11 protein-coding genes are annotated in these 12,273 nt (G+C 63.5%); all 11 read left to right on the top strand.

The window, feature by feature from the left end:
• Window positions 1–100 precede the first annotated feature (100 nt).
• A complete protein-coding gene (rpsA, locus tag GTP90_RS23915; RefSeq protein WP_043479897.1) occupies window positions 101–1,780 on the top strand; it encodes a 30S ribosomal protein S1 in 1,680 nt (559 codons plus the stop codon).
• 10 nt (window positions 1,781–1,790) lie between these two features.
• Window positions 1,791–2,096 (top strand): integration host factor subunit beta, encoded by a 306-nt coding sequence (locus GTP90_RS23910; RefSeq protein ID WP_008446215.1) that lies wholly within the window; start codon window positions 1,791–1,793, stop codon window positions 2,094–2,096.
• 79 nt (window positions 2,097–2,175) lie between these two features.
• On the top strand, window positions 2,176–2,478 hold the full coding sequence (locus tag GTP90_RS23905) for a LapA family protein (RefSeq protein WP_161085889.1): 303 nt from the start codon (window positions 2,176–2,178) through the stop codon (window positions 2,476–2,478).
• A gap of 23 nt (window positions 2,479–2,501) precedes the next feature.
• Window positions 2,502–3,677 (top strand): lipopolysaccharide assembly protein LapB, encoded by a 1,176-nt coding sequence (gene lapB / locus GTP90_RS23900; RefSeq protein WP_161085888.1) that lies wholly within the window; start codon window positions 2,502–2,504, stop codon window positions 3,675–3,677.
• A 117-nt stretch (window positions 3,678–3,794) separates the two neighbouring features.
• Window positions 3,795–5,162 (top strand): UDP-glucose dehydrogenase family protein, encoded by a 1,368-nt coding sequence (locus tag GTP90_RS23895; protein WP_161085887.1) that lies wholly within the window; start codon window positions 3,795–3,797, stop codon window positions 5,160–5,162.
• 20 nt (window positions 5,163–5,182) lie between these two features.
• On the top strand, window positions 5,183–6,130 hold the full coding sequence (gene rfaE1 / locus GTP90_RS23890) for a D-glycero-beta-D-manno-heptose-7-phosphate kinase (protein WP_161085886.1): 948 nt from the start codon (window positions 5,183–5,185) through the stop codon (window positions 6,128–6,130).
• A gap of 122 nt (window positions 6,131–6,252) precedes the next feature.
• On the top strand, window positions 6,253–6,669 hold the full coding sequence (locus GTP90_RS23885; protein WP_161085885.1) for a ComEA family DNA-binding protein: 417 nt from the start codon (window positions 6,253–6,255) through the stop codon (window positions 6,667–6,669).
• A 126-nt stretch (window positions 6,670–6,795) separates the two neighbouring features.
• Window positions 6,796–8,151 carry a M20/M25/M40 family metallo-hydrolase gene (locus GTP90_RS23880; protein WP_161085884.1) on the top strand — a complete coding sequence of 452 codons (1,356 nt, stop codon included), beginning with the start codon at window positions 6,796–6,798 and terminating at the stop codon, window positions 8,149–8,151.
• Between the two features lie 12 nt (window positions 8,152–8,163).
• Window positions 8,164–9,486: an MBL fold metallo-hydrolase gene (locus GTP90_RS23875; protein ID WP_161085883.1), complete on the top strand. Its 1,323-nt coding sequence runs from the start codon at window positions 8,164–8,166 to the stop codon at window positions 9,484–9,486.
• Window positions 9,483–10,412, top strand: coding sequence for a polysaccharide deacetylase family protein (locus tag GTP90_RS23870; RefSeq protein WP_161085882.1), 930 nt, complete (start codon window positions 9,483–9,485; stop codon window positions 10,410–10,412). Before GTP90_RS23875 ends, GTP90_RS23870 begins: the two co-directional genes overlap by 4 nt.
• Window positions 10,413–10,562: 150 nt before the next feature.
• Window positions 10,563–12,273 (top strand): methyl-accepting chemotaxis protein (locus tag GTP90_RS23865; protein WP_161085881.1); only part of this gene is annotated, 1,711 nt, incomplete at its 3' end.

Raw genomic sequence — 12,273 nt, 5'->3', positions numbered from 1 at the left:
GTCGCGGTCGCTCTGATGGCCGTGGCGTTTATTAACCCTAACCCAACTGAAGTCGCATCTCGCGAGCCTTGTTGGTAACCTGGAAGTTACAATGTCTAATATGGAAAGTTTTGCAGCCCTCTTCGAAGAATCCCTGTCGCGTCAAGACATGCGTTCGGGCGAAGTGATCTCGGCTGAAGTCGTTCGTCTGGATCACAACTTCGTGATCGTCAACGCCGGCCTGAAATCGGAAGCATTCATCCCAGTTGAAGAATTCAAGAACGACCACGGCGAACTGGAAGTCAAAGTAGGCGACTTCGTTTCCGTGGCGATCGAATCGCTCGAAAACGGTTTCGGCGACACCATCCTGTCGCGCGACAAAGCCAAGCGTCTGGCTTCGTGGCTGGCACTGGAAAAAGCCATGGAATCGGGCGAAATCGTTGTCGGTACCGTCAACGGTAAAGTCAAGGGCGGCCTGACCGTTCTGACCAACGGCATCCGCGCCTTCCTGCCAGGCTCGCTGGTTGACACCCGTCCAGTCAAAGACACCACCCCATTCGAAGGCAAGACCCTCGAATTCAAAGTGATCAAGCTGGACCGCAAGCGTAACAACGTCGTTCTGTCCCGCCGCGCCGTCATCGAAGCTTCGATGGGCGAAGAGCGTCAGAAACTGATGGAAACCCTGAAAGAAGGCACCGTGGTGACCGGCGTCGTCAAAAACATCACCGACTACGGCGCGTTCGTGGATCTGGGCGGTATCGACGGCCTGCTGCACATCACCGACCTGGCATGGCGTCGTGTGCGTCACCCATCGGAAGTGCTGACCGTTGGCCAGGAAATCACCGCCAAGGTCCTGAAGTACGATCAAGAGAAAAACCGTGTGTCCCTGGGCGTGAAGCAACTGGGCGACGATCCTTGGACCGGTCTGTCCCGTCGTTACCCACAAGGCACCCGCCTGTTCGGTAAAGTCACCAACCTGACCGACTACGGCGCGTTCGTTGAAGTTGAACAAGGCATCGAAGGCCTGGTACACGTGTCCGAAATGGACTGGACCAACAAAAACGTCGCTCCAAACAAAGTTGTCCAGCTGGGCGACGAAGTTGAAGTGATGGTTCTGGAAATCGACGAAGAGCGTCGCCGTATTTCGCTGGGCATGAAACAGTGCAAAGCGAACCCATGGGATGACTTCGGCGTGACCCACAAGAAGGGCGATAAAGTCCGTGGCGCGATCAAGTCGATCACCGACTTCGGCGTGTTCATCGGCCTGGCCGGCAACATCGACGGCCTGGTGCACCTGTCCGACCTGTCCTGGACCGAAACCGGCGAAGAAGCCGTGCGTCGCTTCAAGAAAGGTGACGAACTGGAAGCCATCGTTCTGGCCATCGACGTTGAGCGTGAGCGCGTTTCCCTGGGCGTCAAGCAACTGGAAGGCGACCCATTCAACAACTTCGCAGCCATGAACGACAAGGGCGCGCTGGTTACCGGCACCGTTAAATCGGTTGAGCCTAAAGGCGCCGTGATCCAACTGTCCGAAGAAGTTGAAGGCTACCTGCGCGCGTCGGAAATCTCGCGTGACCGCGTGGAAGATGCTGGCACCCACCTGAAAGTCGGCGATTCCGTCGAGGCTCTGGTGATCAACATCGACCGCAAAGCACGTTCGATCCAACTGTCGATCAAAGCTAAAGACAGCGCTGAAACTGCAGAAGCCATGCAGAAGATGGCCGCGACCGACAACAACGCAGCTTCGGGCACCACCAGCCTGGGCGCGCTGTTGAAAGCCAAGTTCGATAACAAGAACTAAGAACTAGTCGATGACTAAGTCCGAGTTGATCAACCGCCTGGCTGAGCGTTACTCTCAGCTGGTGGCCAAAGATGCGGAGTATGCCGTCAAGACCATTCTGGATGCGATGACCAACGCCCTGGCGACCGGTCAGCGCATCGAGATCCGCGGTTTTGGCAGCTTTGCTCTGAACAGCCGGCCACCGCGTATCGGACGTAATCCGAAGTCGGGCGACAAAGTGATGGTGCCTGAAAAACGGGTGCCGCATTTCAAGCCGGGCAAGCAATTGCGCGAGCGGGTCGACGCGATGGTCGGGCAACCGATCATCGAGGACTAAAGCGTCTGATGAGTTAAAATAAAAGCGGCGTCTACGGATGCCGCTTTTTTTTAGAATTACTGAACAGGAAACCTGGCTAATGAAATTCATATCCACGATTATTGGATTCGTTCTTTTCGTCCTGTTTTTTGGCTTTGCCCTGAAGAACACGCAGGAAGTCGATCTGCATTTCTTCCTGCACTATGACCTGCACGGGCCTCTGGTCCTGATGCTGTTGGGCTTTTTCGTGGCCGGCGCCGTCCTGGGCGTGCTGGCGCTGACGCCCACCGTGTTCCGCCACCGCCGCGAAACCAACAAGCACAAAACCACCATCACCACGCTGCAGTCGAGCGCGCTGCAGGCCAACGCCCAGCCGCAGCCGGACAGCGTTAATACACAATAAACACACAATAAAAAACATCAAGCATGGAATTCGAACTCTGGTGGTTATTGGGGATCCCGGTCTTCTTCGGACTGGGCTGGGTCGCCGCGCGCGTCGACATACGTCAACTGGTGTCGGAATCGCGCACGCTGCCGCGCGCCTACTTCAAGGGCCTGAACTTCCTGCTCAACGAGCAGCCGGACAAGGCCATCGACGCCTTCATTGAAATCGTCCGCATGGACACCGAAACGGCCGACATGCACTTCGCGCTGGGCAATCTGTTCCGCCGCCGCGGCGAGACCGAGCGCGCCATCCGCGTGCACCAGAACCTGCTGTCGCGCCCGGACCTGCCGCAGGAGCAGAAGGAACACGCGCAGTACGAGCTGGGCATGGATTACCTGAAGGCCGGCCTGCTGGACCGCGCCGAGGAAACCTTCACTGCCATGGTCAGCGGCCAGTACGCGGTGCCGGCGCGTCGCGCGCTGCTGGAGATCTTCCAGCGCGAGAAGGAGTGGCCGCGCGCCATCGAGGCCGCGATCGGCCTGCAGGAATCGGGCGCCGGTGCGCGCCAGAAGGAAATCGCGCAGTTCTACTGCGAGCTGGCGCAGGACGCGCTGGTGCACATGCATCCCGAGGAGGCGCTGCCGCTGCTGGATAAATCGCTGCACGCCGACCGCGTCAACGTGCGCGCCACCATGCTGAGCGGCGACGCCCAGCTGGCGCAGGGCGATATCGAGGGCGCGCTGCTGACCTGGCGCCGCGTCGAGCAGATCAGCGTGCCGCACACGGCGCTGGTGGCGCAGCGCATGATGGATGCCTACCGCAAGGTCGGCCGTCCGCAGGAAGGCGTGAACCTGCTCAAGTCCTACCTGGAGCAGGCCTCGTCGATCGACCTGATCGAGGTGGTCTACAAGGCGGTGCTGGAGCTGGACGGCGTGGACGCCGCCAAGCAGTTGGTGAGCAACGAGCTGCGCCGCACGCCGACCCTGCTGGGCCTGGACAAGCTGCTGGAGGCGCGCCTGATGGATGCGCCGGCCAGCCTGGTGCCGGAACTGTCCATGGTCAAGAACCTGGTCCACGGTTATACGCAAAAGCTGGCGCGCTACCAGTGCAGCCACTGTGGTTTCAAGGCGCGCCAGTTCTACTGGCAGTGCCCGGGATGCAGCCGCTGGGAGACCTACCCGCCGCGCCGCACCGAAGAGCTTAATGTCATGAATTAAACACGGCGCCGCCGCAGTCGTTCCCGCGCAGGCGGGAACCCATGCTGAGTATGGCTTCCCGCTTGCGCGGGAATGACGGCGGGGCGGCGGCGCTGCTAACAAGAAGGCGGAACAAACATGAAAATTACAATTATCGGCACCGGTTATGTAGGCCTTGTCACCGGCGCTTGCCTTGCCGAGCTGGGCAACGACGTTTTCTGCCTCGACGTCGACCAGAAGAAAATCGACCTGCTGAACAACGGCGGCATCCCGATCCACGAGCCGGGCCTGGAAGAAATCGTCGCGCGCAACCGCGCGGCCGGCCGCCTGCAATTCTCCACCGATGTGGCCGCCTCGGTCGCGCACGGCTGCCTGCAGTTCATCGCGGTCGGCACGCCGCCGGATGAGGACGGCTCGGCCGATTTGCAATACGTGCTGGCCGCTGCCAGGAACATCGGCAAGTACATGACCGAGTTCAAGGTCATCGTCGACAAGTCCACCGTGCCGGTCGGCACGGCCGACCGCGTCAAGGCTGCGGTGCAGGCCGAGCTGGCCGCGCGCGGCGATGCGTCCAAGTTCTCGGTGGTGTCCAATCCCGAGTTCCTGAAAGAGGGCGCGGCGGTGGAAGACTTCATGCGTCCGGACCGTATCGTCATCGGCTACGACGGCACGCCCGAGGGCGAGAAGGCCCACGGCCTGATGAAGAAGCTGTACACGCCGTTCAACCGCAATCACGAACGCACCTTCTGGATGGACGTGCGCTCGGCCGAGTTCACCAAGTACGCGGCCAACGCCATGCTGGCCACCCGCATCTCGTTCATGAACGAACTGGCCAACCTGGCCGACCAGGTGGGCGCCGACATCGAGGCTGTGCGCCACGGCATCGGCTCCGATCCGCGCATCGGCCACAGCTTCCTGTACGCCGGCGCCGGCTACGGCGGTTCCTGCTTCCCGAAAGACGTGCAGGCGCTGGAACGCACGGCGCGCCAGTACGACCAGGACCTGCTGATCCTGCGCGCGGTGGAGGCGGTCAACGACAAGCAGAAGCTGGTGCTGGGCCAGAAGGTGGTCAAGCGCTTCGGCGACGATTTGCGCGGCAAGCACTTCGCCATCTGGGGCCTGGCCTTCAAGCCGAACACCGACGACATGCGCGAAGCGCCGGCCCGCGTGCTGATCAAGCAGCTGCTGGACGGCGGCGCCACCGTGGCGGTGTACGACCCGGTCGCGATGACGGAGGCCAAGCGCGTGCTGGAGCTGGACCTGGGCGCCGAAGAGATGGCGCGCATCCGCTTCGCCACCAGCCCGATGGACACGCTGGCCGCCGCCGAGGCGCTGGTGATCGTCACCGAATGGAAGGCCTTCCGCAGCCCGGACTTCGACCGCATCAAGTCGTCGCTGAAGCAGGCCATCATCTTCGACGGCCGCAATCTGTTCGAGCCGGAAGTGATGGCCGAGGCGGGCTTCGAATACCACGGCATCGGCCGTTCCATCCTGACCCGCGTGTGATTGTTGAAGAAGAGGATTCTGTGAGCACAGACGTTACGATTTATAAAGCACCGGCGCTGGAGCAAGTGCGCATCCTGGTGGTAGGCGATGTGATGCTGGACCGTTACTGGTTTGGCGACGTCAGCCGCATTTCGCCGGAAGCGCCGGTCCCCATCGTGCGCATCGAGAAGCGCGAAGCGCGCCTGGGCGGCGCGGCCAACGTGGCGCGCAATGCGGCCGCGCTGGGCGCACGCGCCGGCCTGCTGGGCGTGGTTGGCGCGGACGAGGCCGGCAATGAAGTGGAGCACATGCTGCAAAGCGGCGGCATCCACAGCTACCTGAAGCGCGACGACGCCATCTCCACCATCATCAAGCTGCGCGTGATCGGCCGCCAGCAGCAGATGGTGCGCATCGACTTCGAAGAGCCGCCGACCGACACCGTGCTGCGCGACAAGCTGCTGCAGTTCAAGGCGCTGCTGCCCGACTACGACGTGATCGTGCTGTCGGACTACGCCAAGGGTTCGCTGGTCAACGTGGCCGACATGATCGCCTCGGCGCGCGCCGCCGGCAAGGTGGTGATGGTCGATCCCAAGGGCGACGACTTCAGCCGCTACGCCGGCGCCACCGTGCTGACGCCGAACAAGTCGGAAATGAAGCGCATCGTCGGCAGCTGGAACAGCGAAGAGCAGCTGACCGCCAAGGCGCAGGCGCTGCGCGCCGAGCTCAAGCTGGACGCGCTGCTGCTGACCCGCTCGGAAGAGGGCATGACGCTGTACACTGACGGCCAGCAATTCCACATGCCGGCGCAGGCGCGCGAAGTGTTCGACGTCTCCGGTGCGGGCGACACGGTGATCGCCACCATGGCCGCCATGCTGGGCGCGGGCGTGGGCTGGAACGAGGCGGTGCAGACCGCCAACCGCGCCGGCGGCATCGTGGTCGGCAAGCTGGGCACGGCGACGGTCACGCGCGAGGAGCTGTTCAACGCTTGACGGCCGGGCTTTGACGCTTGTCATAAAAGCTTCATGAACGATCTGTCAACCGTCGCCGAGGCTGGCCGTTAAGGGTGTTCAAGGCGCGCTTGCCGCCTTTCACCCACCACGGAGATTGAGACATGTTCAAGAAACTTTTGCTGGCTGTTGCAACCCTGATTGCAACGATGGGCTTCGCTTTCGCGCAGGTCGACGTCAACAAGGCTGACGCGGCCGCGCTGGATTCGGTCAAGGGCATCGGCCCGGCCAAATCGAAAGCCATCATGGAAGAGCGCAAGAAAGGCGATTTCAAGGATTGGGCGGACTTCGAGAAGCGCGTGAAGGGCATCGGCGAGAAAAACGCCGTCAAGTTGTCGCAAGCTGGCCTGGTAGTGAACGGCAAGCCACTGGACGGCGCGCCAGCCGCCACGGCGCCAACCGCCAAGGCTGACAAAGCTACCGACAAGGCCGCCGCCAAGGCAGACAAGGCCGCAGCGAAAGCCGCCAAGGCCGACAAAGCCGCCGCAGCATCCGCTCCAGCAGCAGCGCCCGCCAAGTAATCGCGACGCACGCCGACAACCCGCAGCCTCAGCCGCTGCGGGTTTTTTGTTTGTGTTTTGTTTCTTGGTCAAAAATCGCCGGCGATCCGTGAGAAGATATTGCGATCTTTTCACCGGAGTCCGACGATGTATTGCAAGTCCCTCATCTTGTCCCTGCTGGCCGTCGCGCCAGCCTTCGCGGCCGCGCCCGACACCAATCGCCACCAGGCCCAGATCGACCAGATCGTGCGGGAAATTTCTCCGGCCCGCATCGAAGGCTATATCAACAAGCTGGTCGGCTTCCGCACGCGCCACACGATGTCGGACACGGTTTCCGATACCGAAGGCATAGGCGCGGCACGGCGCTGGATCAAGAGCGAGCTGGAGCGCTGCGGCGCGGCCCAGGGCGGGCGCCTGCAGGTGGCGTTCGACAGCCATGTGGCGCCAGTCTCCGCGCGCATCAGCCGTCCGACCGAGATCGTCAACGTGGTGGCGACCTTGCCGGGCACTCAGGCGGCGTCGGTGGACCGCCTGTACGTGGTGAGCGGCCACTACGACTCGCGCAACACCGACATCATGGACGCCAAGGGTGATGCGCCGGGCGCCAACGACGACGCTTCCGGCACGGCCGCCGTGATGGAGATGGCGTGCGTGATGGCCAAGTACAAGTTCGACGCCACGCTGGTCTTCATGACGGTGGCGGCGGAAGAGCAGGGCCTGCTGGGCGCGGCGCACTGGGCCGAGCAGGCGAAGCAGAAAAACCTGAACATCGCCGGCATGTTCACCAACGACATCATCGGCAGCTCGCACGACGAGCACGGCAAGGTGGACAACACGCAGGTGCGCCTGTTCGCCGAAGGCTTGCCGGTGCAAAAGGAAAACAGCGACGCCGTGCGCACGCTGATCCAGACCGGCGGCGAGAACGATTCGCTGTCGCGCCAGCTGGCGCGGGCGGTGAAGGAGGCCGGCGAGCGTTATGTACCCAAGTTCAAGGTCAACGTCATCCAGCGCCGCGACCGCTACCTGCGCGGCGGCGACCACATGCCTTTCCTGGAGCGCGGCTACGCGGCATTGCGCTTCACCGAGCCGGCCGAGGACTTCAACCACCAGCACCAGAACATCCGCATCGAAAACGGCGTGCTGATCGGCGACCTGCCGCAGTACGACGACTTCAACTACATCGCCCAGGTGGCGCGGGTGAACGCGGCGGCGTTGTCGTCGCTGTCGCTGGCGCCGGCCGCGCCGGCCAAGGTGCAGGTGCGCACCGCCAAGTTGCAGAACGATACCGAGCTGGTCTGGCAAGCCAACGGCGAGCCCGACCTGGCAGGCTACCGCATCGTCTGGCGCGACACCTCCGCGGCCGAATGGCAGGGCAGCCAGTTCGTCGGCAAGGTGACCGAATTTACGGTGCCGCTGTCGAAGGACAACTACTACTTCGGCGTACAAGCCATCGACAACGACGGCAACGCCAGCCCGGCGAGCTATCCGACGCCGTTGCGGTGATAACATGGCGGGATGACACTAAAAATCTCCCGCATCCTGCACGCAGGCTATGTCTTCGAATGCGACGGCACGCTGATCGCCTTCGATCCGATATTTGAAAACCCGTTCAGCAGGAATTGCCACGCCTTTCCCGACGTGCGCTTCGATCTTGCGCTGATACGCGGGATGAAACCGGACGCGGTCTTCATCTCGCATTTCCACGACGATCACTGCTCGCTGGAGAGCCTGGACCTGCTCGACCGCGCCACGCCGATCTACCTGTATTGCCTGTTCGACGAATTGTTCGCGCTGATACGCGAGCTGGGTTTCGTCAACGTGCTGCGGCTGGAGGTGGACGCGCCGGTGCAAGTCGGCGCGATCGAGGTCATTCCGCGCCGCGCGCTCGATGCCGATGTCGATTCGATGTTCCACATCCGCGCCGCCGGCCTGAATGTGCTCAACGTGGTCGATTCGTGGATGGACCCGGAGACGCTGGAACAGCTCAAGCCCTACGCGCCGTGGGACATGGTGCTGTGGCCTTTCCAGACCATGCGCGAGATCGATGTCATCGCGCCGTCGCGCGCGCAGGGCGGCGCGCCCGAGCTGCCGGAGGAGTGGCCGGAGCAGCTGCAGGCGCTGGCGCCGCGCCATGTGGTGCCGAGTTCCTGCCAGTTCGTGCAGGAGCCCTGGTCGTGGTACAACCATGCGCTGTTCCCGATCACCTACCGCCAGTTCGCGCGGGAGGTGGGCGCGTGGCTGCCCGATGCCGCCATCGTGCGCCTGAATCCATCGGTGTCGGTGGAGCTGACGCAGCAAGGGCTGGCGCCATCCGCGCCGCTGCCTTGGGTGCTGCCGGTCGGCGAGCAGGATGTCGACTACGAGTACGACGCCGATATCGTGCCGCCGCCGACGTCCGACATTGCCCGCCACTTCGCGCCGCTCGACGCCGGACAGACCGCGCTGGCGCTGGACTACTGCCGCAGCGGCCTGCGGGAAAAGTATGAGGACATGGAGCTGCCGCCGGACAGCTACTTCGCCACGCCGTGCATCTGGCAGCTCTCGGTCTACGACCACGAGGGCGCCGTGCGGCAGTTCCGCTACCGCGTCCACGGCGACAGCATCGCGCTCACCGGCGACGAGGAAGCGCCCACGTGGATGACCGAAATCCCCATCGCCAAACTGTATGCCGGCCTGGCGCTGGGCGAGTCGCTGACGTCGATGTACATGCGCATCAACGGCGCGCCGCCCGATGCCGATATCGTTGATGATCCCCTGATCCGCTGCCTGTTCAACGACGCCTTCGGCGCGTACCAGTCGGCGCAACTTCAACGCATCAATGAGAGGACCGCTCAATGACATTCGGCCGTGCCCTGCTTATCGCCGCGACTTTTTTCGCCTCCACCGCGCAGGCGCAATCGGTGGCCTTCACGTTTGACGATGGACCCAAGCTGGAAACCACGCCGCTGCTGTCGCCGCAGCAGCGCAACCAGGCGCTGCTCGGCGCGCTGGCCGCGCATCATGTGCAGGCGGCGCTGTTCGTCACCTGCGGCTACGGCGCGGACAAGCCGGAAGGCTATGCGCTGGCCAAGGCCTGGGGACAGGCGGGCCACGCGCTCGGCAACCACACGATGACCCATCCGGACCTGAACGACGCCAAGCTCACGCTGGCGCAGTACCGGCAGGAGGTGCAAGACTGCGACCGCATCACGTCGACCTTGCCGGGCTATCAGAAGTGGTTCCGCTACACCTTCCTGCGCGAGGGGAACACGCCTGAAAAGCGCGACGGCATGCGGGCGTTCCTGAAGCAGAGCGGCTACCGGAACGGCTACGTCAGCCTCGATACCAGCGACTGGCGGCTGAATGAAAAACTGACCGACGTGCTGCGCGCCGATCCCAAGGCCGACATCGAGCCGATCCGGCTGGCCTACCTGTCGCACCTGCGCCAGCGCGCCATCGCCTATCGCGACCTGTCGCGCAAGCTGGAGGGGCGCGACATCGCGCAGGTCATGCTGATGCACCACAACCTGATCAACGCGCTGTGGCTCAACGATGCGATCCAGCAGTTCGTCGACATGGGCTGGACCATCGTCACGCCGGCGCAGGCATATGCCGATCCGGTCTACCAGTTGCAGCCGGATCGCCCGGCGCCGGGACAGAGCCTGCTGCTGTCGATCGCGCGCACGCGCGGCATGGGCAGGTTCGAGGGCTGGGAGCGGCTGGTCGACGACGGCGATTTCGAGATCAATGCGCTGGCCGGCTCCGGCGGTGCGCCGGCGCGCTGAGAACTGCGACGTTGCAGCAGTGCGCGCCGCTGCCGGACCAGGCCGCATCAGCGCTATCGCCAAGAAACAACAGTCAGGAAAACCGTCCCGTACGGCGCGCCAGATTGGTGCGCATTGAGTCTACAATTGACTCAATAGTCGGGGGCGATCATGAAAAGCACATTCTCCATCAAGAATATTTTCATTTTGTTCTTTCTGGTCAGTCTGGCGCTGTCCTGCCTGACCTTGTGGGCGCTGGTGCGCATCTCGACCAAGGAGGCCGAGCTCAACCACGCCAACGAGGCGCGCTACCACTCCTATCTGCTGGCCGACGAATTACGGCAGAGCTCGGACGACCTGACCCGGCTGGCCCGCACCTACGTCGTCACCGGCGATCCCAAGTACGAAAAAGAATACCTCGACATCCTTGATATCCGCAACGGCAAGAAGCTGAGGCCGCAGCACTACGAGCGCATCTACTGGGACTTCGTCGCGGCCGGTGTCGACAAGCCCACGCCGGACGGCGAGACCGTCGCGCTGGCGGACCTGATGCGCCAGGCCGGCTTCACCGAGGAGGAGTTCGGCAAGCTGAAGGAGGCGCAGGCCAATTCGGACGGGCTGGTGAAGACCGAGGTCATCGCCATGAACGCGGTCAAGGGCTTGTTCGACGACGGCACCGGCAAGTTCACCAAGACCGGGCCGCCCGATCCCGAGATGGCGCGCAAGATCATGCACGACGAGCAGTACCACAAGAACAAGGCCAGGATCATGCGGCCGGTGAACGAGTTCCTGGTGCTGCTGGACCAGCGCACGGGCGCGGCGGTCACCAACGCGGCCCATAGCACCAACATGGCGTTCTGGACCGCGATCGCACTGCTGATCCTGCTGGTGGGCGCGTCGCTGCTGTGCCTGTTCATGATCTACCGCCACATCAAGCTCAGCTTTGATCACGCGATCGACACCGCGCGCAATATCGCCGAGGGCGACCTGAGCCACGACATCCGCGTCGAGCGCGACGACGAGGTCGGCCACCTGATGGATGCGATGAACACCATCAACACCAACCTGACCGGCATGATCGGCCGCATCCGCTCCAGCACCGACGAGATGCTCATGGCGACCGACGAGATCGCGCGCGGCAACGCCGACCTGTCCTCGCGCACCGAGGCCCAGGCCAGTTCGCTGGAGCAGACCGCCAGCTCGATGGAGCAGCTGACCGACACCGTCAAGCAGAACGCCGACAGCGCGCGCGCGGCCAACCAGTTCGCGGCCGACGCCTCCACCGTGGCGGTGCAGGGCGGGGCGATGGTGGCGCAGGTGGTCGACACGATGGGCTCGATCAAGGCCAGTTCCACGCGCATCGTCGACATCATCGGCGTCATTGACGGCATCGCGTTCCAGACCAACATCCTGGCGCTCAACGCGGCGGTGGAGGCGGCGCGCGCGGGCGAGCAGGGGCGCGGGTTCGCGGTGGTGGCGTCGGAGGTGCGCAACCTGGCCCAGCGCAGCGCGGCGGCGGCCAGGGAAATCAAGGAGCTGATCGGGGCGTCGGTGGAGACGGTCGATGCCGGCAGCAAGCTGGTGAACGACGCCGGCAGCACCATGACGGTGCTGGTGGCGTCGGTGCAGAAGGTGGCCGGCATCATGGCGCAGATCACCGAGGCCAGCCAGGAGCAAAGCACCGGCATCGGCGAGGTCAACCGCGCGGTGACGCAGATGGACGATATCACGCAGCAAAACGCGGCGCTGGTGGAGCAGGCCGCCGCGGCGGCCGAGAGCCTGCAGGAACACGCGCAGGCGCTGGCCCAGTCGGTGCAGGTGTTCCACCTGAAGGGCGAGGCGGCCAACGCCGCGCGCCGGCCGGGGCTGGCCCCGCCGCGCG

The organism is Duganella vulcania (genome assembly GCF_009857655.1).
In the GTDB taxonomy this organism is placed as follows: Bacteria; Pseudomonadota; Gammaproteobacteria; order Burkholderiales; family Burkholderiaceae_D; genus Rugamonas; species Rugamonas vulcania.
This window is presented reverse-complemented; position numbering and strand designations above follow the sequence as displayed.

Excerpts from the sequence above, each read along its gene's own strand:
- rpsA (WP_043479897.1), top strand. The coding sequence starts at position 101 with ATGGAAAGTTTTGCAGCCCTCTTCGAAGAATCCCTGTCGCGTCAAGAC.
- GTP90_RS23910 (WP_008446215.1), top strand. The coding sequence starts at position 1,791 with ATGACTAAGTCCGAGTTGATCAACCGCCTGGCTGAGCGTTACTCTCAG.
- GTP90_RS23905 (WP_161085889.1), top strand. The coding sequence starts at position 2,176 with ATGAAATTCATATCCACGATTATTGGATTCGTTCTTTTCGTCCTGTTT.
- lapB (WP_161085888.1), top strand. The coding sequence starts at position 2,502 with ATGGAATTCGAACTCTGGTGGTTATTGGGGATCCCGGTCTTCTTCGGA.
- GTP90_RS23895 (WP_161085887.1), top strand. The coding sequence starts at position 3,795 with ATGAAAATTACAATTATCGGCACCGGTTATGTAGGCCTTGTCACCGGC.
- GTP90_RS23885 (WP_161085885.1), top strand. The coding sequence starts at position 6,253 with ATGTTCAAGAAACTTTTGCTGGCTGTTGCAACCCTGATTGCAACGATG.
- GTP90_RS23880 (WP_161085884.1), top strand. The coding sequence starts at position 6,796 with ATGTATTGCAAGTCCCTCATCTTGTCCCTGCTGGCCGTCGCGCCAGCC.
- GTP90_RS23875 (WP_161085883.1), top strand. The coding sequence starts at position 8,164 with ATGACACTAAAAATCTCCCGCATCCTGCACGCAGGCTATGTCTTCGAA.
- GTP90_RS23870 (WP_161085882.1), top strand. The coding sequence starts at position 9,483 with ATGACATTCGGCCGTGCCCTGCTTATCGCCGCGACTTTTTTCGCCTCC.